27 protein-coding genes are annotated in these 22357 nt (G+C 64.3%); 13 read left to right on the top strand and 14 right to left on the bottom strand.

Annotation, left to right across the window (positions count from 1 at the left end):
- Positions 1–11 precede the first annotated feature (11 nt).
- The 3 genes from BSG17_RS27090 to BSG17_RS15470 are packed head-to-tail and all read left to right on the top strand — an operon-like array spanning position 12 to position 2229.
- Positions 12–179: a hypothetical protein gene (locus BSG17_RS27090; protein ID WP_170864823.1), complete on the top strand. Its 168-nt coding sequence runs from the start codon at positions 12–14 to the stop codon at positions 177–179.
- Positions 176–637, top strand: coding sequence for a PH domain-containing protein (locus BSG17_RS15475; protein WP_089825698.1), 462 nt, complete (start codon positions 176–178; stop codon positions 635–637). The genes BSG17_RS27090 and BSG17_RS15475 overlap by 4 nt, the downstream gene beginning before the upstream one ends.
- A complete protein-coding gene (locus BSG17_RS15470; protein WP_089825696.1) occupies positions 634–2229 on the top strand; it encodes a PH domain-containing protein in 1596 nt (531 codons plus the stop codon). Before BSG17_RS15475 ends, BSG17_RS15470 begins: the two co-directional genes overlap by 4 nt.
- A gap of 27 nt (positions 2230–2256) precedes the next feature.
- Here the strand turns inward: BSG17_RS15470 and BSG17_RS15465 are convergent, their stop codons facing one another.
- Positions 2257–2595 (bottom strand): glyoxalase, encoded by a 339-nt coding sequence (locus BSG17_RS15465; protein WP_089825906.1) that lies wholly within the window; start codon positions 2593–2595, stop codon positions 2257–2259.
- Between the two features lie 368 nt (positions 2596–2963).
- Positions 2964–3623, bottom strand: coding sequence for a bifunctional 4-hydroxy-2-oxoglutarate aldolase/2-dehydro-3-deoxy-phosphogluconate aldolase (locus tag BSG17_RS15460; protein ID WP_089825694.1), 660 nt, complete (start codon positions 3621–3623; stop codon positions 2964–2966).
- A gap of 179 nt (positions 3624–3802) precedes the next feature.
- Here BSG17_RS15460 and BSG17_RS15455 point away from each other — a divergent pair, with 179 nt between their 5' ends.
- Positions 3803–4873: a S1C family serine protease gene (locus BSG17_RS15455; protein ID WP_089825692.1), complete on the top strand. Its 1071-nt coding sequence runs from the start codon at positions 3803–3805 to the stop codon at positions 4871–4873.
- Positions 4874–4922: 49 nt separating this feature from the next.
- Positions 4923–5288 (top strand): hypothetical protein, encoded by a 366-nt coding sequence (locus tag BSG17_RS15450; RefSeq protein WP_089825690.1) that lies wholly within the window; start codon positions 4923–4925, stop codon positions 5286–5288.
- On the opposite strand, the gene BSG17_RS15445 is transcribed toward BSG17_RS15450, so the two are convergent.
- The 4 genes from BSG17_RS15445 to BSG17_RS15430 form a co-directional block, all read right to left on the bottom strand.
- Positions 5285–6049 (bottom strand): ABC transporter permease, encoded by a 765-nt coding sequence (locus BSG17_RS15445; RefSeq protein ID WP_089825688.1) that lies wholly within the window; start codon positions 6047–6049, stop codon positions 5285–5287. The genes BSG17_RS15450 and BSG17_RS15445 overlap by 4 nt on opposite strands.
- The gene (locus BSG17_RS15440) at positions 6046–6981 is read right to left on the bottom strand and encodes an ABC transporter ATP-binding protein (protein ID WP_089825686.1); all 936 of its coding nucleotides are present in this window, start codon (positions 6979–6981) and stop codon (positions 6046–6048) included. Before BSG17_RS15440 ends, BSG17_RS15445 begins: the two co-directional genes overlap by 4 nt.
- Before the next feature lie 70 nt (positions 6982–7051).
- Positions 7052–8122, bottom strand: coding sequence for a 2,3-butanediol dehydrogenase (locus tag BSG17_RS15435; protein ID WP_089825685.1), 1071 nt, complete (start codon positions 8120–8122; stop codon positions 7052–7054).
- Positions 8123–8196: 74 nt separating this feature from the next.
- On the bottom strand, positions 8197–9210 hold the full coding sequence (locus BSG17_RS15430; RefSeq protein WP_089825683.1) for a Gfo/Idh/MocA family protein: 1014 nt from the start codon (positions 9208–9210) through the stop codon (positions 8197–8199).
- Positions 9211–9331: 121 nt separating this feature from the next.
- Between BSG17_RS15430 and BSG17_RS15425 the strand changes: the two genes are divergently transcribed.
- The 3 genes from BSG17_RS15425 to BSG17_RS15415 are packed head-to-tail and all read left to right on the top strand — an operon-like array spanning position 9332 to position 12100.
- The gene (locus BSG17_RS15425) at positions 9332–10336 is read left to right on the top strand and encodes an aldo/keto reductase (protein WP_089825681.1); all 1005 of its coding nucleotides are present in this window, start codon (positions 9332–9334) and stop codon (positions 10334–10336) included.
- Between the two features lie 52 nt (positions 10337–10388).
- On the top strand, positions 10389–11420 hold the full coding sequence (locus BSG17_RS15420) for an aldo/keto reductase (protein ID WP_089825679.1): 1032 nt from the start codon (positions 10389–10391) through the stop codon (positions 11418–11420).
- A gap of 56 nt (positions 11421–11476) precedes the next feature.
- Positions 11477–12100: a class I SAM-dependent methyltransferase gene (locus BSG17_RS15415; protein ID WP_089825678.1), complete on the top strand. Its 624-nt coding sequence runs from the start codon at positions 11477–11479 to the stop codon at positions 12098–12100.
- On the opposite strand, the gene BSG17_RS15410 is transcribed toward BSG17_RS15415, so the two are convergent.
- From BSG17_RS15410 to BSG17_RS15400, 3 genes are read right to left on the bottom strand one after another with little or no spacing between them, the layout of a single operon-like run.
- Positions 12097–12327: an Rdx family protein gene (locus BSG17_RS15410; protein ID WP_089825676.1), complete on the bottom strand. Its 231-nt coding sequence runs from the start codon at positions 12325–12327 to the stop codon at positions 12097–12099. The two genes, BSG17_RS15415 and BSG17_RS15410, sit on opposite strands and share 4 nt — an antisense overlap.
- A 50-nt stretch (positions 12328–12377) precedes the next feature.
- Positions 12378–13100 carry a DUF7546 family protein gene (locus tag BSG17_RS15405; RefSeq protein ID WP_089825674.1) on the bottom strand — a complete coding sequence of 241 codons (723 nt, stop codon included), beginning with the start codon at positions 13098–13100 and terminating at the stop codon, positions 12378–12380.
- Between the two features lie 8 nt (positions 13101–13108).
- Positions 13109–14461, bottom strand: coding sequence for a heme o synthase (locus BSG17_RS15400; RefSeq protein WP_244531557.1), 1353 nt, complete (start codon positions 14459–14461; stop codon positions 13109–13111).
- A 190-nt stretch (positions 14462–14651) separates the two neighbouring features.
- Between BSG17_RS15400 and coxB the strand changes: the two genes are divergently transcribed.
- The gene (gene coxB / locus BSG17_RS15395; protein ID WP_089825670.1) at positions 14652–15470 is read left to right on the top strand and encodes a cytochrome c oxidase subunit II; all 819 of its coding nucleotides are present in this window, start codon (positions 14652–14654) and stop codon (positions 15468–15470) included.
- Between the two features lie 57 nt (positions 15471–15527).
- Here coxB and BSG17_RS15390 read toward each other — a convergent pair whose 3' ends face one another.
- The 3 genes from BSG17_RS15390 to BSG17_RS15380 form a co-directional block, all read right to left on the bottom strand.
- Positions 15528–16391 (bottom strand): biotin--[acetyl-CoA-carboxylase] ligase, encoded by an 864-nt coding sequence (locus BSG17_RS15390; protein ID WP_089825667.1) that lies wholly within the window; start codon positions 16389–16391, stop codon positions 15528–15530.
- Between the two features lie 66 nt (positions 16392–16457).
- Positions 16458–16889 (bottom strand): FAD synthase family protein, encoded by a 432-nt coding sequence (locus BSG17_RS15385; protein WP_089825665.1) that lies wholly within the window; start codon positions 16887–16889, stop codon positions 16458–16460.
- Positions 16886–17374 carry a Mov34/MPN/PAD-1 family protein gene (locus BSG17_RS15380; protein ID WP_089825664.1) on the bottom strand — a complete coding sequence of 163 codons (489 nt, stop codon included), beginning with the start codon at positions 17372–17374 and terminating at the stop codon, positions 16886–16888. Before BSG17_RS15380 ends, BSG17_RS15385 begins: the two co-directional genes overlap by 4 nt.
- 92 nt (positions 17375–17466) lie before the next feature.
- On the opposite strand from BSG17_RS15380, the gene BSG17_RS15375 reads away from it, so the two are divergent.
- Positions 17467–19368: a Hef-associated nuclease gene (locus BSG17_RS15375; protein ID WP_089825662.1), complete on the top strand. Its 1902-nt coding sequence runs from the start codon at positions 17467–17469 to the stop codon at positions 19366–19368.
- Here BSG17_RS15375 and BSG17_RS15370 read toward each other — a convergent pair.
- Complete coding sequence (locus BSG17_RS15370) at positions 19365–19622, bottom strand: phospholipase D-like domain-containing protein (protein WP_089825660.1); 258 nt, start codon at positions 19620–19622, stop codon at positions 19365–19367. The genes BSG17_RS15375 and BSG17_RS15370 overlap by 4 nt on opposite strands.
- An 83-nt stretch (positions 19623–19705) precedes the next feature.
- Here BSG17_RS15370 and BSG17_RS26090 point away from each other — a divergent pair, with 83 nt between their 5' ends.
- The 3 genes from BSG17_RS26090 to BSG17_RS26080 are packed head-to-tail and all read left to right on the top strand — an operon-like array spanning position 19706 to position 21006.
- Positions 19706–20047: a hypothetical protein gene (locus BSG17_RS26090; RefSeq protein WP_139246645.1), complete on the top strand. Its 342-nt coding sequence runs from the start codon at positions 19706–19708 to the stop codon at positions 20045–20047.
- Positions 20044–20484 carry a hypothetical protein gene (locus tag BSG17_RS26085; RefSeq protein WP_139246643.1) on the top strand — a complete coding sequence of 147 codons (441 nt, stop codon included), beginning with the start codon at positions 20044–20046 and terminating at the stop codon, positions 20482–20484. The genes BSG17_RS26090 and BSG17_RS26085 overlap by 4 nt, the downstream gene beginning before the upstream one ends.
- Before the next feature lie 3 nt (positions 20485–20487).
- Positions 20488–21006 carry a hypothetical protein gene (locus BSG17_RS26080; protein ID WP_139246641.1) on the top strand — a complete coding sequence of 173 codons (519 nt, stop codon included), beginning with the start codon at positions 20488–20490 and terminating at the stop codon, positions 21004–21006.
- A gap of 385 nt (positions 21007–21391) precedes the next feature.
- Here the strand turns inward: BSG17_RS26080 and BSG17_RS15365 are convergent, their stop codons facing one another.
- On the bottom strand, positions 21392–22243 hold the full coding sequence (locus BSG17_RS15365) for a hypothetical protein (protein ID WP_139246639.1): 852 nt from the start codon (positions 22241–22243) through the stop codon (positions 21392–21394).
- Positions 22244–22357: the final 114 nt, after the last annotated feature.

Raw genomic sequence — 22357 nt, 5'->3', positions numbered from 1 at the left:
GGCGGCGACCAATGACGGCAGCGGCGTCGACCAGTGACGGCGTCGACGGCGATCCGGATCGACTCTCGGTCGGCACCGACGCGTCGGCCGCGGCCGTGACCGGAGACCGCGGACCGACCCGGACCACGGACCGACGTACGGGGTACTTATACCGCCGCCGACAGAACGACCGGGCATGAACCGACTGCATCCCCGTGTCCGGTTGGTGTGGATGCTCCGTGCCGTTGTCGTCGCGGGCGTCGTCGGCGCCGTCGCCTACGTTCTCAACCGAGTGACGCTCGAACTCCCCGTGTACGTCCCCGTCGGGGTCTTCGTGGTCTTTCTCGTCGTCGGCGTCGGCTTCGCGATACTCCGCTATCGGCTATGGGGGTACGAGGTCCGCGAGGACTCGCTGTACCTCGAACGCGGCGTCCTCACGCGCGTCCGGACGGTCGTCCCGTTCGTCCGCATCCAACACGTCGACTCCGCCCGCGGCCCGGTCGAGCGACTGCTCGGACTCGCGAGTACGGTGGTCTACACCGCCGGGTCGCGCGGGGCCGACGTACAGATTCCGGGGCTCACGCCCGAGGGGTCCGACGAGCTACAGGACCGTCTGAAGGGACTGGCCATCCGGGCCGAGGGTGACGACGCGGTATGAAGCTCTCGCCGCTCTCGGTGCCGTACAAGGCGGTCCAGAAGGGCGCGAGCATCGTCTTCACGCTCGCGTTCGTCCTCTTCTCGGGGGCCTCGGCCGTGCTCGGCGGTCTCGGCGGACCGCTCGTCACCGTCGGCCTCCTCGGCGGGATCGTCGTCCTGCTCGTCGCCTACGAGGTGCTCTACTACCGGCGCTACGAGTACGAACTGACCGCCGACACGTTCGACATCCGGTCGGGCGTCGTCTCCCGACGCAACCGCGAGATTCCGCTCCGTCGCATCCAGAACGTCGACATCAGCCGCAACGTCGTCCAGCGGGTGCTCGGCATCGCGGCGCTCAACTTCGAGACGGCCGGCGGCAGCGGGACCGAAGCGGCCATCCGCTACGTCACCTTCGAGGAGGCCAAGCGCCTGCAGAACGAGATCGCGCGGCTGAAGCGCGGCGACGCCGCGGACGCACCCGAAGTCGAGTCCGACGAACTGTTCGCGCTCTCGGACCGCGAACTCGCCATCGTCGGCGCGCTCTCGTTCGACCCGCGCGGCCTGGGCATCCTGTTTTTCCTCCTCTCGGGGTCGATCCCGGTCGTCTCGTCGTTCTTCTCGTTCGGGGGCGAGACGCTCGTGTTGGCGCTCGGCGGCCTCGTCGTCCTCGTCGCCATCCTCTTCGTCTCGTGGCTCGCCGGGTTCGTCATCGCCGTCGTCAACTACTACGGCTTTCGGCTCTCGCGGACCGACGACGAACTGCTGTACGAGCGCGGGCTGCTCCAGCGGTACGACGGGTCGATCCCCTTCGACAAGATCCAGACGCTCACCATCGAGGACAACCCCTTGAAACGACGGTTCGGTTACGCGACGCTGGCGATCGAGACGGCCGGCTACGCGCCGGGACAGGGCAGCGAACGCGGGTCGGAAGCGGCGGTCCCGCTCGCCACCCGACAGCGCGTCGTCTCGCTCGCCAACGACATCGAGGCGTTCGGGACGCCAACGTTCACTCGGCCACCGAAGCGCATCCGCCGCCGATACACCGCGCGTTACCTCATCATCCTCGGCGTCGTCACGGGCGCGCTGTTCGCCGTCGTGACGGCGCTCGACGCCACCGTCCCCTGGTACGGGACGCTCGCAGTCCTCCCCGTCATCCCGGTCGCCGCTCACTACAAGTGGAAACACCGCGGCTACTGGCTCGGGGAGAACCACGTCGTCACCCGAAACGGCTTCTGGAAGCGCCAGACGAAGGTCGTCCCCTACTACCGCATCCAGACGGTCATCGACTCGCGGACGATCTTCCAGCGTCGCTGGCGCGTCGCCACGGTCACCGTCGACACCGCCGGCTCGCTTTCCTTGGCCGCACAGGACGCCGCCGCCGTCGACATCGAAGCCGCCGACGCCGAACGTGTCCGCGCGGAGTTGGAGGACCGACTCGTCTCCGCGGTCGCCGACCGACGGTCGCGGCGACGACGCTCCCGACGACCGCTCGTCGGTCCGGTCGAACCGGGTGGCGACGACTCGCCCCCGAACGAGGGGTCGGACCCGACCGACGACACCACGCCCGACGAACGGAGCGACGCGCGCGAGGACTCGAACCCGAGCGGTGCGTGAACGCCGGACGGCGACGCCTCTAGACGACTATTCGTGTTCGAACGTCTGGAACTCGACGTTCCGACTGTCGGGGTCGTCGGCGAAGAACTGGTAGATATCGTACGTCGGGTTGGCGTGTGGCTCTTCGCGGGCCGCGTCGCCGACGCGGTCGTGCATCGCGTCGACCGCCTCCCGCGAGTCGTAGACGAACGTCAGCGTCCCGCAGTTGTCGGTTCGGTCGCGGGCGCAGAACCCGAACCGGAAGTCGTCGTACTGGAGGATCGTACAGTCGGGTTGTTCCAGCCAGATCTCGGCGTCGACGATCGACGTGTAGAAGTCGACGACCGCATCGTGGCGCTCCGTCGCGAAGAAGACGATACCGGACACGAACCGACGGTCGCACGCCGGCCAGTTAATCGGTTCGGCGAATGCGCGGCGGAGACGTCGGTGCGTGACGCCCACGAGGAGAGACGAGACGACTACGGCGAAGAGACCGGTTCCGAGGAGGACCGGCACTCCTTCGATATATAGGTGTTGTGACATCACCGCACGAGATGCTCGCCGACGAAGACGGTCAGAAACGGCGTCCGAGAGAGCATCCGGTTCGTCATCCGATAGGAGCCGTCGCCGGACGAGTCGACCGTTTCGTGGGGACGGGACACCGCACTGGAGCACCGTCTCGCTCTGGCTTCCGACGTGGAGAGGGTGCAGTGGGTACGAAAAGACCGAAGAAGAACTGCGGCGACCGACGACCGTTACTCGTCGCGGGCGTCGTCGATGACCTCGGAGAATTTCCGGGCCTGCTCGGTGATGGCCTCGAAGTCGCCGGCCTCGACGGCCTCATCGTCGACGAGGGCACTCCCCGCACCGACGACGACTGCGCCCGCCTCGATGAAGTCGGTGGCGTTGTCGACGTCGACGCCGCCGGTCGGCATGATGGGGATCTGCCCGAGCGGTCCCTTGATGCTGCTGACGTGACCGGGACCGAGCGAGGAGGCCGGGAACACCTTCACGAAGTCCGCGCCGCGCTCGTAGCCGCGGAGCGCCTCGGTCGGCGTCATGACGCCGGGAGCGACGAGTTTGCCGTAGCGGTTGGCGACGTCGATGACGTCCTCCTCCAGCGTCGGGGAGACGACGAACTCCGCACCCGCCAGAAGCGCCGAGCGGGCCGTCTCGGCGTCGAGGACGGTCCCCGCGCCGATGATCGTCTCGGAGTCGTCGAAGGAGGCCGAGACCTCCGAGATCATCTCCATCACGCCGGGCGTGTCGGCAGTCAGTTCGATGGCCGTGACGCCGCCCTCGTAGAGCGCGTCGGCGACTTCGATGACGGTGTCCGCGTCCGCGCCGCGCATGACGGCGACGACGCCGCTGTCTACGAGTCGCTGCATGTCCGTGTGTTTGTCGAGTGTCGTCATTCGGGTGAGCGTCGTCGGTGGACGCACATAAACACCGGCGACGTCACCAGCGTTCGCTGTGGATTCCCTCGACTCCCGTGCGATTCGCTCCCGTGACAGCACTCGACAGGGTAATATACTGCACGGCGCTTACCTCGGGTGAGCGTGGCCGGAGCAGTGTCCTCCGTGCCACCGACGCTATGACAGCACACATCGATCTCGAACGACTGTATCGCGACGTGATCCCCTCCGTCGTCTCCATCTACGTGAGTCGCAACGGCCCCGGGATGGGTGCCGGTTCGGGCTTCGTCACCGAGGGAAGCTACGTCGTCACGAACCAGCACGTCGTCGGCGCTATCGACGACGTGGAGCTTCGCTTCAGTGACGGCAGTTGGCGAACCGGCCGCGTCGTCGGCACCGACGTCTACACCGACCTCGCGGTGATTCACGTCTCGAACCTCCCGGAGTCCGCGGCAGCACTCACCATCGCCACAGAGAACCCCCAACCGGGTCGGCCGGTCGCGGCCCTCGGCAACCCACTCGGCCTCGACGGCTCTATCACTACGGGTATCGTCTCGGGTGCGAGTCGCTCGATGGCGACCTCCAACGGCTTTGCGATCCCCGACGTGGTTCAGACCGACGCCGCCATCAACCCCGGCAACAGTGGGGGGCCGTTGGTGGGCGTCGTGACCGGAACTGGGGGCGAAAACGAGAGCGGCGAGACGAGGTACGAAGTCGTCGGCGTCAACCGTGCCCGGCAGGGCGACGGTATCGGCTTCGCCGTCTCGCCCGCGATCGTCAATCGGGTCGTTCCGGCGCTCGTCGAAGACGGCGAGTACCGCCACTCCTACCTCCGGACGCGGACGCTCGACGTGACTCCCACTGTCGCCGAGGCGAACGAACTCGACCGGCCGCGTGGGGTGCTCGTCGTCGACGTCGGCGACGGTATCGAGGGCGACGATCTGCGTGGATCGCGCTACACACGGACGGTTCGGGGCAGAGAGATCCCCGTCGGTGGTGATATCATCGTTGGTATCGACGGCAACGAGGTCCACACCCACGAGGAGCTGATGCGTATCCTCATCACTGAGACGAGTCCCGGCGAACCGGTCGACATCGACGTACTCCGGGACGGTGACCCGACGACGCTGCGGCTGGTCCTCGGAGAGCGTCCGCAGCCGACGCGACGCGACGGTCCCCGACGGGGTCGTCGTGGCCGACGCGGACGACGCGACCGAGACGACGGTGGTGGACGCATCCCCATCAACTGAGCGAACGACGGCCGAACGTTTTTCGCGGAGAACGCGACCACCCCGAGCTATGCTCACCGGCATTCAGCTCAGAGCAGTCGCCACGGCTGTCGTCGTCGCCGTCGTCTCACTGGTCGTCGTCGCTGGAATCGAAGCGACGGCGTTGTTCGCTCGAACCCACCTCCCCGATTCTGTCCTGACGGTGTTCGTCGTTCGCTTCGGAAGACACGTCGCCGGCGGACTGCTGGCACTCGTACTCCTCCCGCTCGTCGGTGCGTTACTCCTCGCGCCCGAGTTCACGGTGGTCGGGGTGCTTCGATTCCTGACGTCGCCGCAGTACGTCGACCTCTTGCGCTTCGGCGCGCCTGCGTTCGTTCTGTTCGGGCTGTTGCTCGTCGTCGGCGTCGGGAAGAAGACGCTGGGTCTCGACGGTTAGTCCGTCCGCGGGATCGTCACCGCCCCCGCCGCGAAGAAGAAAAGCGCGAGCACGCAGAGGACGGCGAGGTTCGTCGTCACGGCCGACAGCGTCTCGCCGCTGTACGTCAGCGCGCGCACGCCCCGCGAGAAGTACGTCAACGGCGACAGCCCCACCGCCGGTCGGAACCACGCGGGGAGGAGATCCGGCGTGACGAACGTCTCCGAGAGGAAGAGTAGCGGCAGCGCGATGGCGTTGCTGGCGGCGACGACGCCGTCCTGTGAGTCCGAGAAGTTGCCGAGCAGCGCGCCGATACCGCAGAAGAGCGCGACGCCGACGGCGACGAACGGGATCAAGAGGAGCGTCGCGGGCGTGACCGGAATCGACACGCCGGTGACGAGGACGGTCAGCCCCAGTAGCAGTAGCCCCGCCAGACCGATGACGACGACGTTGACGAGCGTCTGCGCGAGCAGCCACTCCCAGCGTTCGAGAGGCGTGGTCGCCAGTTTCTCGAACTGGTTGCCGTCGCGGTGGCGGGCGATCTCGCTGCCGACCCGCGAGAGCGGCGTGAAGAGGACGACGACGGCGAGATAGCCCGGAATGTAGTACGCCGGCGGTTCGGCAAAGATGCCGCCGCCGGTGGGTTGAGTCTGGACGAGACCCGCGAAGATGGCGACGATGATGACGGGGAAGAAGAACGTGAAGAAGACCGCCGTCCGGCGGCGGAGGAAGGAGTGCCAGCCCGCGCGGGTGGCGGCCGTGACCCGCTTCAGCCGACTCATCTGCTCGCCTCCGGCGTCGCGGCAGGCGTCTCAGCCGGTCGCATCCCCTCGAACGTCTCGCCCGTCAGTCGGAGATATACCTCCTCGAGTCCGGGCTGTTTCCACGTGAGCGAGTCGTAGTCGACGCCGGCCCGTTCCAGCGCCTCGACCGCGCGGCCGATGTCTCTCGGGTCGACGTCGTGGAAGGTGAGCGTCTCCGCGTCGGCTTCGACGACGAACCCCGCGTCGACGAGGGCGTCGGTCCCGGCGTCGGTGCGGACGACGAGTCGCGTCTCGCCGCCGTGTTCGGCCACCAGGTCGCCCGGCGAACCGACGGCGACGAGTCGCCCGTCGTTCAGCAGTCCGACGCGGTCTGCGAGCCGTTCGACCTCGTCCATCGAGTGGCTGGTGAGGAAGACGGTGGTCCCGGTGTCGGCGAGGTCCTCGAGGAGCGCCCACAGCGCCCGCCGACCGGCCGGGTCGATGCCGGTGGTCGGTTCGTCGAGGAAGAGCACGTCGGGGTCGTTGACGAGTGCCGTGGCGACGCAGACCCGCCGTTGCTGGCCGCCGGAGAGGTTCTCGTACCATGTGTCGCCCGCGTCGCCGAGACCGACGTCGGCGAGGACGCCGTCGGAGTCACGTGCCTCCTCGTAGAGCCCGGCGTAGTAGTCGACGAGTTCACGGGCCGTCAGCCGCTCGGGCGGCGTGAACGACTGCGGGAGCAGTCCGACGCGCTGGGTGTCCACTTTCGTCGGCTCCTCGCCGAGTACGCGGACCGTCCCCTCGGCGTCGGTCGTTCCCGTCAGTGCGCGAACCAGCGTGGTCTTGCCCGCGCCGTTCGGACCGATGAGTCCGAACACCTCGCCTTCGTCGACGGAGAGCGAGACGCCGTCGAGCGCAACCGTGTCGCCGTACGTCCGGCGGACGTCGTCGGCGACGAGTGCCGCATCCATATCTCATGCTGACGGCGTTTCGGAGGTAAGGCTTCCCTTTCGTCGGGGAGAGTTCGATCCGGCTCCTCCCTCAGGGCTTCACCAGAATCTTCACCTGGTCGCTGTCGGGGTCGAGGAGTGACTCGAACCCGTCGTCGACGATGTGGTCGAGGCCGATACGGTCCGTGACGAGTGGCTCCGGGTCGAGCGTCCCGTCCGCGAGCATGTCGATGACCATCCCGTACTCCTCGCCGGAACGCGGCCCGCCGAGGTACGCGAGCGTCCCCGTCACCGTCCGCTCGCCGAGCACGATACTGTTCGGGTGTGAACTGACCTCCTCCTCCCAGATGCTCACGACGGTCATCGTCCCACTCGGGCGTGTACTCTGGAGCGCCGCGTTGTAGGTCGCCTCGATACCCGCGACCTCGAAGGCGACGTCGACGCCGCCGTCCGTCTCGCCGGTGACGAACTCGACGGCGTCGGTCTCCGTCGGGTCGATAGTCTCGTCCGCACCGCAGTCGAGCGCACGGTCTCTCCGCGCCGCACGGGGCTCGGAGACGTAGATGTGGCCCGCGCCCGCCGCGCGGAGACACTGGATGACCGAGAGGCCGATGGGGCCGCTGCCGAAGACGGCGACGCTGTCGCCCGCCTGTACTCCCGACCGCCGGACTGCGTGGAGGCCGACGGCCAGCGGTTCGACCAGCGCGCCGTACTCCAGCGGCACTCCCTCGACGAGCGGAACGGCCTGTTCGGCCTTCACGACGATGTTCTCGGCGAACCCGCCGCCGCCGCCGGAGAGGCCGGTGAAGCCGATGGAGTCGCAGATGTGGTAGTTGCCCTCCCTGCACTGTCGACACTCGCCACAGTAGAGGATGGGGTTGATGGCGACGGGGTCGCCGACCTCGAGCGCCGTCACGTCGGCCCCGAGTTCGGTCACCGTGCCGCTGAACTCGTGGCCCATCGTGACGGGTGCGACCTCGCCAGAGACCGGGTGCGGTTCGCCCTCGGGGATGAAGATCGGTCCGGCGGCGTACTCGTGGAGATCCGACCCGCAGATACCACAGGAGTCGACTTCGACCCGAACGTCTTCCGGGCCGACGTCTCTCTCGTCGACGTCTTCGATACGGATGTCTCGCTGGCCGTGATAGGTGGCTGCCTGCATGGCGTCTACTAGTTGGTCTGAGACGAGTTAACGACTAGCGTAGAACGGGAGACGAGTTCTCGATTCGCCGACGGCTACGGTCGGTCGAGTCGGTCGCCGACGTCGACGGTCCGACCCGTCGCCGACGCCTCGTAGGCACCTTCGGTCAGCGCGGTCACCTTCAGCGCGTCCTCGGCCGGAATCTCCAACTCGACGTCGCCGCGGATAGCGTCGACGAAGTTCTCCAGTTTGCGGCGCGTGACGGCGTCGAATCCTGGGTCTTCGGGTGTCGCAGTGTACGTCACGCCCCCCTCGATGACGGTGACGGTCTCGCCGTCGAAACTGATGGTGCCTTCGGTTCCGAGGAGCGTGAGCATCTCGCCGGGTGATGGTGTGCTCTGACCCTCGCCGGAGATGCCGATGCTCGCGGTGATCTGGCCCTCGCCGTCGTCGCGTTCGAGCGTCGCCGCGAGCGCGCTGTTGACGTCGACGTCGTGACCGCGGTCGTCCACTGTCGCGGCGACGGAGACGGGCGTGCTCCGCGTCGACCAGAGGAGCGCGTCGAGCAGATGCGACCCGGAGTCGTACAGTTGGCCGCCGCCGGAGAGGTCGGGATTCCCGCGCCACTGGTCTTTCGTCCAGCGGATCCACACCTGTTCGAGATGGCAGGTCGCCATGTGGACCTCGCCGATGCGGCCCGAGTCGACGAGGCGTCGGATCTCCGAGAACCGCGGGTCGAAGTGGCGTTGGTAGCCGACCGCGAGCACGAGGCCGCGCTCGTCGGCGAGATCGATTAGCTCGTGGGCGTGGTCGACGTCCGTCACCATCGGCTTCTCCAAGTGGACGTGGACGTCGCGTTCGAGACAGGCCTTCGCCTGCTCGTAGTGCAGCGTGTGCGGGGTGACGATACAGGCGGCGTCGACGTCTTCCTCGTCGAGCAGCTCCTCGTAGTCCTCGTACGTCGGGACGCTGAGTTCGTGGGCGAACGCCGCGCGGGCGTCGTGTGAGGGGTCCGCACCGGCGACGAGTTCGACGTCCTCGAGGTTCGCGAGCAGACGGAGCTCCAGCCGACCGAGGTCACCGACACCGATTCCTGCGACTCTGAGCATGTCGAATCCGTGTCGGGTGCGGACAAAAGTCTGCTGGAGGTCCGGAGACGGCCTACTGCGAGTCCGACGACGAACGCAAACGGCGCGAGCACTTTTGTGTTCGCCCGCAGAGAGTGGAAGCATGAACTACAGACGACTCGGATCGACGGGGACGACAGTCTCGGAACTCTGTTTCGGCACGTGGCGCTTCGGGATGGAGTCCGGCGACGTCGTCGAGACGGGACGGAGCGAAGCACACGACCTGCTGGACACGTTCGAGGCCGGTGGTGGGAACTTCATCGATACGGCCAACGTCTACGGCAACCCCAACGGGACGAGCGAGGAGTACATCGGTGACTGGCTGGCAGAGCGTGACCGCGAGGACTTCGTGCTCGCCTCGAAAGTCTACTTCCCGTTCGACGGCTGGGGTGAGCCCGGTCCGAACGACTCGGGACTCGGCCGGAAACACATCCGTGCGCAGATAGAGGGCACACTTGACCGTCTCGGGACGGACTACCTCGACGTCTACTACATCCATCGTTGGGACGAGGAGACGCCCATCGAGGAGACGCTCTCCACCCTCACCGGCCTCGTCGAGGAGGGGAAAGTGAACTATCTCGGCGCGTCGACGATGGCCGCCTGGCAGTTGACGAAGGCACTCTGGACGTCCGACGTCGAGGGACTCGAGCGGTTCGAGGTGACCCAGCCGATGTACCACGCCGCCTACGAGGAGGTCGACGACTACCTCGACGTGTGTGCCGACCAGGACCTCGCGGTCTGTCCGTACTCGCCGCTGGCGGGTGGCTTCCTCACCGGCAAGTACGAGCGCGCGGACGACGGGAGCGCGGTCGGCCCCGACGGGTCGCGTGCGGACCTCGTCGACTACTTCCAGGACGCCTACGTCTCGGAGACGAGTTGGCGCGTGCTCGACGCCATCGAGACCGTCGCCGACGAACTCGACGCGACGCCCGCGCAGGTCGCGCTCCGCTGGCTGATGGACCAGGCCGAGTTCGCCTGTATTCCTATCGTCGGCGCGCGGACGACCGACCAACTCGAGGACAACCTCGGCGCGACGGAGCTCTCGCTCTCCGTCGATCAGTTCGAGCGCATCGCGGCGGCGCGCAACGACGCCGAGGCCGACGCGTAACACCGAGTTCCGCGACTCACAGTTTTTTTGGACCTGCCGACGACGTCCGAGTATGGACTATCGACGACTCGGTTCGACGGGGACGACGGTCTCGGAACTCTGCTTCGGCACGTGGCGCTTCGGGCGGGAGACGGGCGGCGTGCTCGAGACCGACCGCGAGCAGGCGCACGACCTCCTGGACACGTTCGAGGAACGCGGCGGGAACTTCATCGATACGGCCAACGTCTACGGCAACCCCAACGGGACGAGCGAGGAGTACGTCGGCGACTGGTTGGCCCAGCGTGACCGCGAGGAGTTCGTGCTCGCCTCGAAGGTCTACTTCCCGTTCGACGGCTGGGGTGAGCCCGGACCCAACGACTCGGGGCTCGGCCGGAAACACATCCGCGCACAGATAGAGGGCACACTAGACCGCCTCGGGACGGACTACCTCGACGTCTACTACATCCATCGTTGGGACGAGGAGACGCCCATCGAGGAGACGCTGTCGACGCTGACCGGTCTCGTCGAGGAGGGGAAGGTGAACTATCTCGGCGCGTCGACGATGGCCGCCTGGCAGTTGACGAAGGCACTCTGGACGTCCGACGTCGAGGGACTCGAACGGTTCGAGGTGACACAACCGCTGTTTCACGCGGCCTACCGTGACGACGTCGCCGACTACCTCGACGTGTGTGCCGACCAGGACCTCGCGGTCTGTCCCTACTCGCCGCTGGCCGGCGGGTTCCTCACCGGCAAGTACGAACGTGCCGACCCCGACGACCCGAAGCAGGTGAAGGCCCCCGACGGGTCGCGGGGGAGCTTCGACGAGCGGTTCTCGAACTTCTACCTCTCGGCCCGCGGCTGGGAGGTGCTCGACGCGATCCGCGCAGTCGCCGACGAGAACGATGCGACGCCCGCACAGGTCGCCCTCCGCTGGCTGATGGACCAGGAGGCGTTCACCTGCATCCCCATCGTCGGCGCGCGGACGACAGAGCAGTTGGACGAGAACGTCGGCGCGGCCGACATCGACCTCAGCACCGACCAGTTCGAGCGCATCTCGGAGGCCCGCTACGCCGAAGATGGGAAACGGTGGGGTCACCGCGACTAGCGACCGGTTCACACACCACCCGAAAACATTTGTGTCAGCTGTCGGAGAAACAACCGATGACCGACCGCAACGCCGTCCGCCGCGGTTACGACGCGCTCGCCGAGGACTATCAACGAGCGCGAGGTGACGACACCCACGACGAGGAACTGCTCGCCGACCTCGCCGAGCGACTGCCGGCGAACCCTCGCGTCCTCGACGCCGGTTGTGGCGACGGTCGACCGGCGTCCACCTGGTTCGGCGACGACGACGTCGCGAGCCTCGACTTCTCGCGGGCGCAGTTGGAGTTGGCGCGCGAGCGACTCTCCACAGGGTGGCTCACGCAGGGCGATATGACCGCGCTTCCCTTCGAGGTCGACAGCTTCGACGCGGTCTGTGCGTTCAACTCATTCATCCACGTTCCGGACGAGGAGCACGAGACCGTCCTGAAGGAGTTCAGACGAGTGCTCCGGTCGGACGGCTGGCTCCTGTTCACCACAGGATGCAGTACTTGGGAGGGACAGAATCCGGACTGGTTGGAGAGCGGCGTCGCCATGGAGTGGGATATCCGCGGGTTAGACGAGACGCAGGAACTGCTCGGAGCAGTCGGATTCAGCGTCGAAGATGCGTGGATCGTCGACGACGACCTCGACGACGGCAACGACGACGCGAAGTTCCCGCTCGTGCTGGCACAGGTCGCCTAGAGTTCGGCGCGCACTCGCCGCGTGATCTCGTCGACGTCGTAGTCGTCCTCGCTTTTGTCCCAGACGGGTTCGCCGTCGACGTCGACTCGGAGGACGCCGTGGTCGCCGGTCACGAGCGCGACCGCGTCGAGTTCGTCGCCGAACTGGCTCAACAGCGCGTGCTGGATGTCTTCGGCGCGGTTCAGGAAGCCACAGGGGACGCAGTACTCGATGTCGACGGTAGTCATGTGTGGGCGTTGGTGCCGGCGGAGCAAAAGTCCGGGCCCCGGGTCCCGACTCAGTCGTCGCCGACGACCGGTCGCCACATCAACAGCCCGACCGCCCCGAGGAAGGCGACGGTCGAGATGTCGTAGGGCCACGTCGTCGCGGCGACGGCGACCGCCGACCCGCTGCCGAAGACGCTCGTCACGAGTGACCCGAGGACGGGCCACGCACAGCTGATACAGGAGAGCAGGCCGAGCGCCCCCGAGAGGCTGGCGGTGACGGCGTCGATGACCGTCGCGTAGATCAGATACGCCAGCGCGACGTAGCCGACCACCTTGTACGGCATCAGGATGACCAAGAACCAGCCACCCTGATAGACGAACGACGGCCCCCACCCCGGCACCAGCAGTCGGACGTCGAAGCTCGCGCCGGCCGCGTTCGCGGTGTGACTGTGCGTGTGACCGTCGGTGATGAGCGCGGCGAGCGGGCTCGAGTGACTCGGTCCGAGGATGCCGCCGGCGACGGCGAGAAGCAGGAAGTAGCCGCCGGCGACGAGCAGTGCGATACGCCGCGTCCGCGGGTCGGTCGGTGCGGGGTCGGTCTTCGCGACGGCGTAGAGGCCGACGTTGATCCAGAGGAAGCCGTAGGCGATGAACCGCCACGACTGGATGCGGACGGGGATGAACGCGAGATAAAGCAGGACGACGAGCAGTTCCGCGTTCACCACCGCCGCACCGACGAGCAGTTCCTGTCGCGTGGGGCGCCAGTTGGGTGTCGAGGGGGTTCCGAAGGACATGGGTGGAGTCAGATCGCAAGCGTGTCGACGACGATGGCAAGCAAGGTGACGCCGAGGTAGGCGTTCGAGGCGTGGAACGCACGGAACGCAGCGGACTCGGTCTGTTCGTAGTGGAGGCGGACGACCGCCCAGAGGAACACCGCGCTGACGGCGACGCCCGAGAGGACGTACACCCAGCCGAGCGCCTCGGAGGCGGCCAGCGCGCCGGCGGCGACGAACGTCGCACCGAGATACCAGAGGATGTGTCGCCGGGTCGTCGTCTCGCCGCGGACGACGGGCATCATCGGGAAGCCGCCGCGCTCGTAGTCGTCTTTGTACGCCAGCGCGAGGTTGTAGAAGTGCGCGGGCGTCCACAGGAAGATGAGCGTCGCGAGTGCCAGTCCGCCGAGGCCGATCTCGCCGGTGACGGCCGCCCAGCCGATGAGCGCCGGGAGCGCCCCCGCGGCGCCGCCGATAACCGTGTTCTGGACCGTGTTCGGCTTCAGGATGAGCGTGTAGACGACGCTGTAGAAGAGGATGGCCGCGAGGCCGAGCGCCGCCGCCAGCAGGTTGACCGTCGCGAACAGCGCCAGCGAGACGGCTGCCAACAGGACGCCGAAGGCGATTGCGTTGCGGACGGGGACGAGGTCGGTCGCCAGCGGACGGTCGCTCGTCCGGTTCATCCGACGGTCGATGTCCCGTTCGAGGACGTGGTTGAACGTACCGGAGGCACCGATAGAGAGCGCTCCGCCGCCGAGCGTCGCGAGGACGGTCTGCGGGTCGAGACCGGGGCCGCCCGCGAGCGCCATCGCCGCGGAGGCGACGAGACAGAGCAGCCACATCAGTCGCGGCTTCGTCAGTCGGAAGTAGGCGGCTGCGGTCGCCTTCGCCCGAGCGACGGGGTCGGTGGGGACGTTCGGCTGGCGGTCGTCTGCGGGCGGCAGGTCGGGTTCGAGCGTCGCGGTCGAGTCGGGGACGTCGTCCGGGTCGCCGGTCCGTGCTTCGAGCGTCCACGCGAGCGCCGCGACGAGGCCGGCGAAGATGACCATCGCGACGACGAGGTGGAGCGCCGAGAGCGCGATCGTCCCGCCCGTCGTGGCGACGACGGCACCGAGTGCGGACTGGACGGGATAGAGCAGCACCGAGACGCCGAGGGCGGCGCGGACGCGTCGCGACTCGCCGCGTCGCCAGCCGACGACGGCGGTGGCGACGACGAGCACGCCGACGACGAAGGCGACGAGGCGGTGACCGACGGCAACGTAGCCGTCGGTGGTTGTGGGGAGGGTCCAGCCGTCGCCGCAGACGGGCCAGGCGGTACAGGCGGCGGTGGCGTCGGTGATGGCCGTCGTCGCGCCGACGGCGAGGAGGAGATAGACGCCCATCGCCGTGGCAGCGAGCAGGCCGGTGAACCGGTCGGGTGTCTCTGTGTCTGACACGGCTAAGTCACTTACACGATGGTTAGGAATCGCGGTACTTAGTCGACGCGCTTCTCGCGTGAACGTGGGCGCTCCCCCGCGTGCACAACCCTGAGTCAGTAGCTATTTACGCGTGTTGTCCTAACCCCCGAACAGCATGAAAGGCAAGCGTTTCGCGCTCGTTTCGGTGCTCTCGGCGGCGCTCCTCGCCTTCGCCGTCGAGCCGGTCGCGGCGCAGTCGACGACCATCGATCTCATCGACGGTCTCAACGAGCGGCTGCTGTTGATCGGGGTGCCCATCACGATCCTCGTCGAGGTCATCCTCATCTACACCGTTCTGAAGTTCAGGAACAACGACTCACCGAAGCCGACTCGTGAGAACCGGCGGCTCGAGATTACGTGGACCATCGCGACGGCCATCATTCTGCTGTTCGTCGGCGTCGCCTCCTACGGCGTGCTCGCGAACCCGAACGTCACACACATGGCCGACCAAGAGGTCGCTCCCGACGACGACGACGTCGTCGTCCACGCCGAGGCGTTCCAGTGGGGCTGGAACATGAGCTACCCTGAGGAAGGTATCAACACCGGTACCGAGATCGTCCTGCCAGCGGACCAGGACGTCTACATCGTGGTCACCTCACAGGACGTCATACACGGCTTCGCCGTACCCGAACTCGGGCTGAAGCAGGACGCGATGCCCGGACAGGAGAACGTCATCAAGACGGTGGCGACCGAGCCGGGCACCTACCAGGGCTACTGTACGGAGTACTGTGGCGTCGCTCACTCACAGATGTACTTCACGGTCGAGGTGCTGCCGCAGGACCAGTACGACCAGTGGGTCCAAGAGCAGCAGGCCTCCGGCAACGGGTCGGGTAACGAGTCCGCCTCCGGCAACGAGTCGGCATCTAACGCGACCGCCTCTGGCAACGAGTCGGGCGGTAACGCCTCCGCCAGCCTCCTCGCGCCCGCGAACTGAGACTGATCGTCTCTCACCTTCTTCGACTTTCCCTTCTCTCGCCTGCTCCGTGCGGAGCTACTGTCCCCGCAGTCGCCGACACTCGCCCTCGGTGACGACGACCGTTTCCTCCCCCGTCTCGACGACGAGCGCACCTGTCTCGGTGACGTCGCGTGCGATTCCTTCGACTGACGCTCGACCGCGGCGCTCGATTCGAACCGTCCGACCGAGCGTCTCGCTCGCCGCTCGGTAGTCGTCGAGCACTGCCGCGAACCCGTCGTCCGACTCGGCCTGCCGACAGCGACGCAGCAGGTTCTCGTGGAGGCGAACTGCCAACTCGGTTCGGTCGACGTCGTCACCGGTCGCCGCGCGCAGCGACGTCACCGGACGGTCTGCTTCGACGGCCGTCGGGTCGACGTTAGCGTTGACGCCGATTCCGAGTATCACGTAGTCGAGGGGTGCGTCCCCGTCCGGAAACACCTCGTCGACCGGCTTGCCCGCGACCGGGACGCCGTCGTGGACGGACTCGGTGAGAACCCCGGCGAGTTTCTTCTCGGCGACGAGGACGTCGTCAGCGCTTCGCGCTGACTGGCTCTCGTTCGCGTTACTCACGAGAACGTCGTTCGGCCACTTCAGTCGCGCGTCGACGCCGAGCGAAGAGACTGCGTCGGCGACGGCGACGCCCGCGGCGAACGTGAGTCGGCCGACGTGGTCGGCGTCGAACGACGGGCGGACGAGCGTGCTCGTCCAGAGGCCGCCCGAGGGGGCGCTCCACGCCGACCCGGTTCGACCGCGGGCGGCGGTGAGTTCGTCGGCGACGACCGTCGTCCCGTGCGGGGCGCCGTCGTGGGCGAGTCGTCTGAGTTCGTCGGTGGTGTTCGGGATGCTGCCGTGAACTTCGACGGGAGCGTCCAGGCGGTCCGTGAGCGTCTCGGAGTCCATCGACTGAGGAAGCGGTGCGGTCGCTCCTAAGCGTTGGTGTCCGTGAGAGCGATCGGCACTGTCGCGTTACTCCACGCGCTCGTGGACGATCCGTTCGATGATACGCCCCGTCGACAGCAGTTCGCCCTCGTACCGCGGCTCGCGGGCCGAGGCACGTTCGACGGCGCAGTCGATGCCGCGGTCCGAGAGCGCCGCGCGGATACCGTCGTCGTCGTGGTGCTGGTCGTAGCCGAGGACGATGACGTCGGGTTGGATGCGCTCGATGGGGACGAAGATGTCCTCGGGGTGGCCGAGATGCGCCTCGTCGACGACGTCGAGTGCGGCCACCATGTCGCGGCGTTGGCGGTCCGGGAGGACGGGTTTCGCCTTGTGCGTCACGTTCTCGCGGCGGGCGACGATGACGTGTAGTTCGTCGCCGCGGGCGGCGGCGTCGGTCAGATAGTGGACGTGGCCGGGGTGGAGGAGATCGAAAGTCCCCTGGGCGATGACGGTCGTCATTTCTCGGAGAGCTCACTGTCGATGTCTTCCTGGGTGAAGTCGAAGAACGATTCGGGGTCCGCGAGGTCGACGGTGAGCACGTCGAGCTGGCGCTCGTTGCCCTCGCGGTCGAACGCCCGCCAGTCGCTCTTGCGGTAGGGGAAACCGACGATGATGTGGACGTCGCCGTTGCCGAACGTCGCGAGGTCGGCGTCGCTGGGCTCGAGCACGCCGTTCGGGTGGGAGTGGATCGAGCCGACCGATCGCATGTCGTTGGGGATCATGCTCGTCTGGACGGTCGCGCTCACGGGGTTCGACTCCGTCCCGGGGACGATGAGCACGTCGGTGACGACGGTCCCCTCCCGGTCGAGCCCGAGGTTGCGGGCGTCTTCGCCGCGGAGCAGTCCCATGTACTCGTCGGGGTGGGTCTCCTCGGAGGCTTCGAGCGCGAAGTCGAGGGTGTCGGCGGCGATGCCGATGATCTCGCCCGACCGGAACAGTCGCATGGGTAAACGTCCGGTTCGTCGCCATCTAAGGGTTGCGGAAGGGGTCGGGACAGCATAGAAAGGTTAACCCCGACCCACATTCTATCACGCCTATGAGCAGCGAGAACGCCGGGGATTCCGGCACTGGGTCAGATTCGCGACCCGTCGTCTACGACCTCGCACCAGATTGTACGGGCGACGACGTCGAAGTCGGACGCCGCTATCACGCCGTCGTCAACGGCGTCGTCGACTACGGCGTCTTCGTCGACGTCTCCGACAACGTCTCTGGACTGGTCCACGAATCGAACCTGAACGACTCCTACGACGTCGGTGACCGTCTCGTCGTCGAACTCTCCGACGTTCGCGAGAACGGTGACCTCGCGTTCGTCGCCGCCGATCTCGACGACTACCAGACGGAGACGGTCGACCACGACCCCGAACGGACCAGCATCGAGAACCTCCGCACGGGCGAGGACGTCCACGTCGAGGGGGCGGTCGTCCAGATCAAACAGACCGGTGGGCCGACAATCTTCCACGTCAGCGACGAGAGCGGCATCGTCGCCTGCGCCGCCTTCGAGGAGGCCGGCGTCCGCGCACACCCAGACGTCGAACTCGACGACCTCGTTCGTATCGGCGGGAGCGTCGAGGAACACGAGGGCGCGATACAGATCGAGGTCGGCACGATGACCCGTCTGACCGACGAACAGGCCGAGTCGGCTCGGGAGCGTCGCGACGCCGAGCTCGCCGAACGCGCCGAACCTCACGAGATCGAGAAACTCGTCGAGTGGCCCGCTTTCGACAAACTCCGCGACGACCTCCGCGAGGTCGCGCGTCTCCTCCGACGGACCGTCCTCGAGGGACGTCCCATCCGCGTCCGTCACCACGCCGACGGCGACGGTATGTGTGCGTCGCTGCCGGTCCAGTTGGCCCTCGAGAACTACATCGCCGAGGTCCACACCGACCCCGACGCACCGCGACACCTGTTCAAGCGCCTCCCTTCGAAGGCCCCGTTCTACGAGATGGAGGACGTCACCCGCGACCTCAACTTCGCACTGGAGGGACAGGCTCGCCACGGACAGAAGCTCCCCTTCCTCCTCATGCTCGACAACGGGTCGACCGAGGAGGACGTCCCGGCGTACCAGAACCTCGCACACTACGACATGCCCATCGCGGTCGTCGACCACCACCACCCCGATCCGGAGGCAGTCGGTCACCTGCTCGACGCCCACGTCAACCCCTACCTCTACGACGAGGACTACCGCATCACCACCGGGATGATGTGTGTCGAACTCGCGCGCATGATCGACCCGACGGTGACGGACGAACTCCGCCACGTCCCGGCGGTCGCCGGTCTCTCAGACCGCTCGAAGGCCGAGACCATGAGCGAGTTCGTCGACCTCGCCGAGGCCGAGGGGTACGACCGCGAGAAACTGCTCGACATGGGCGAAGCGCTCGACTACGCCGCCCACTGGCTGCGCTACTCCGACGGCGAGTCGTTCGTCAACGACGTGCTCAACGTCGGTTGCGACGACGAGGGGCGCCACCGCGAACTCGTCGAGTTCCTCTCGACGCGCGCCGAGCGCGACGTCCAGCGACAGCTCGACGCCGTCGAGTCCCACGTCGACCACGAACGCCTCGAGAGCGGTGCCCACCTCTACCGCATCGACCTCGACAGTTTCGCCCACCGCTTCACCTACCCTGCACCGGGGAAGACCACGGGGAAACTCCACGACGAGAAGGTGACCGAGACGGGCGAACCCGTCATCACCATCGGCTACGGGCCGGACTTCGCCGTCCTCCGTTCCGACGGCGTCCGTCTCGACATCCCACAGATGGTCGCCGAACTGAACGAGGAGGTCGTCGGCGGCGGCGTCAACGGCGGCGGTCACCTCGTCGTCGGCTCCATCAAGTTCGTCAAGGGGATGCGCGAGGAGGTCATCGACAGCCTCGTCGAGAAGATGGCCGACGCCGACCTCGACGAGGATCTCTCGAGCACGCCGACGATCAACGACTAATCGGTCTCGAACACCTCGCCACCGACTGACGTCCCGTCCGCGAACTCGATTCTCCGCCGTGCGACAGCCACCCCGAGGAGCACCGCGAATGCCGCGACGGCGACGACGCCCACCGGCAGCCGTCCACCGCCACCTCCACCGCGCCAGTCGGCCACGAACACCTCGCGGTAGTAACTCGCCGGGTCCTCCCCCTCGAGAACCACCGCGACCTCGCGGTTCTCGCGGACGGAGTTGTTGTTCCAGTTGATACTCACGAAGTTAGGTTGGTGTTCCAAATCCACCACTAAAGTCATATGTTAGCCTGTTGTAACACATAGGGAAAAGGTGTCATGGCACGATGTCACAATGGTATTTCAGATACACAGGCGACCCTCAAGAAAAGAACCAGTTGACTACTGAGAAAAAGCTGATGACTACTGCTGCGAATAATAATAAAACCACATATATTTCGTATGGGTCTAGAAGCTCAAAAGATATCAATAACCTACTCGGCCACGTTCCTGATTTTCGACTTGGCCCGGTTCACACGTCAATGATGCCTACCTTCGTGGATGGCCCCAATCCCGTCCAACCAAACAAAGGATCAATTGGTGGACACGCTACCGAGGTCGTAGTCGATAAACCAATCTGGCTCTTTGGTATTTGGGATTACAACAACAAAGCTTGGGAAGACATATGACTTCAAATACAGATTATCGCGAGGAGCTTCTTATAATTAGTGGGGAATTTGAAGAGCTAATTGAAAATAGAAATCTTAAAAATGGACTGATAGTTACGAGGCCGTTTGGGTTATTGGGAGCCAGGTTATCTTGGAAAGATGAGAACGGGCTATCAAAAAATATCCTCTCTGAGATTGTTCCTGAGGAAGATCACATCTCGTTTGAAGGGAATAGTTGGAAAGACGAGAAACGCGAGGGCTCTGTCTATCGTCGCTGGACACACATCTCCGATATTCCTTCAATCACGCTGGGGGAAGAAGAGTTGGAAATGGATATAAAAAACACGATTGTTGAAACATATGAAGAACTTAGTACAATTTCAAGTGAACTGGACCTTGGCGAGCCACAGAAGCTGGAATTATCTCCCGATGAGGTCAGTTCTATAGAAGTTGATTGAAATATGTCTCCAGCTATTTTTGGGATAGAAGTTCAAAGTCACTGGGTATACGGAATAGCTGGACTCATATTGGATTTGAGTGGAGTTTTTCTTTTAGCCGTCCCAGAGTTAGGGTCCTATCGGGATGACATTCCAATTGTCGGGGAACTGTATAGGACTCATCTAGATAATGCAGATTCTATTAAAGCAGCAAGAGATAAGCTATTTTCAGAAGGTCACGTTCTACCGTGTGACGATGGGTTTGACTCTCTATGTGACGAAATTATGGCCTGTCTGGACGATCACGGCAAACCTATAAAAATTAATCGGATAAAGGTAAAAAATGAGGTTCAGATAATATATGAGGATAGGGACAATTCAGAGGAAGTTCCTGTAAGTCGGATTACAACCATGGTCTCTGAATTAACAACGACGGGGTTGAATAAACTCGATCGAAGGTTTAGAATTATAGGATCGATTATTTTATTAGTTGGTTTATTATTACAAGCATACGCGTTTACACTGGGGGCGAGCACCAGTTGATTCTCACGAGCTTAGATCGAGGCTATCGTTGATGATGCAGTTAACGACGAACAAGACGGTTCAGAGTCAGCCGAGAATATGAATGTAGTTGTCGACGAATCCAAACTCCCGGCTGATTACGCTGACTGAGTTTTCTGATGTTCCTGAGGTGGGTTGGGTGAGTCACCTTAGGCGGGTTAGGTGTCTTGGGTGTGTGATGTACTCACGTGAGTTCTTAGGTGAAGTTACCGCGTGGGCGTGATTCGTGTAGTTCGCACCGGAAACGCCGGTGTCTGCATGTCATGGTTGATATAGTTGATGTTCTCGAGGTAGCTCAGGTCGTTGAGACATCTCTGGATGTATGTACCTCTGGAACAGAAGTTAATTCATTTGTCAGGTTGGTCGCTCAAATCAGCAACACGAACAGTGACAAAAAGGCGATTACGGCAGAGAGACCGACTACCAAAATCATGTTCTGACGTGGAATCTTGTCCTCGTTTTCTTCGTGAAAATACGCGAATATGGACAGCAGAATCAGTATGAACAGAGATAGCAGACCTATTTGTACCATGACAAAGTACGTGTACACTCCGAATGCACCAGCTATTACGAACAGCAACACCGCCCTGAACATTTGATTGTAGATATGGTTGAGATTCGAACTTGCGTCAATGACATCGTCTTGGTTGTGTTCGATCCAATCAAGGTATGTGTCGCTGACATCTGATTGACTCGCTTGGTTTTCTGCAATTCTCTCGATGTTCGTAGTCCTGTGTAAGGGCATCAACTGAGGTGCCGAGAAATTCCGCAGAAGAGTGCCCAATGCTTCGACTATCGCGGCGGCGCAAATCATACCTGCACAGAAAGAAGTTATGAAGAAAATTACAAATGAGAAGGCAATCAGAAATTCAGGGAAGGATTCTGAGAGGGTAAGAATCGTGAAATCGCCGATGGAGATGGTGGATGAGATATCGTTTGATGCGGTTTGAAAGTTGGTGTTGATTCCGGGAATTGAGACGTTCAGGTCTGATGTGTAGAGAAATGAGATGACTGCGACTGACGCGGCTACTGCCGCGATCATCGCGCGAACTAGCTGGTAGAGATTCGTTTGAATTCGGTAATGCGCCTCGAACTGTTTGTCGATGACTCTCTGTGCCTCTTCGACTGAAACGACATCTCCCGGTTTGGGTTCCGGGTCTGGGCTCGGTTCGGTCTCTCCGTCAGAATCTGGTGTTTGACCGTTTGTTTCGGGACACATACTGTCCGACAGTCATATCTTGGTAATGGTCCTTTCGCTCGCGTGTTGATTTCTGAATCGAATCCTGAGATGTGTGGAAGTCCTTTAAATGCAGACCTGTCACTGTCGCTGAGT

Source organism: Halogranum amylolyticum (assembly GCF_900110465.1).
In the GTDB taxonomy this organism is placed as follows: domain Archaea; phylum Halobacteriota; class Halobacteria; order Halobacteriales; family Haloferacaceae; genus Halogranum; species Halogranum amylolyticum.
This window is presented reverse-complemented; position numbering and strand designations above follow the sequence as displayed.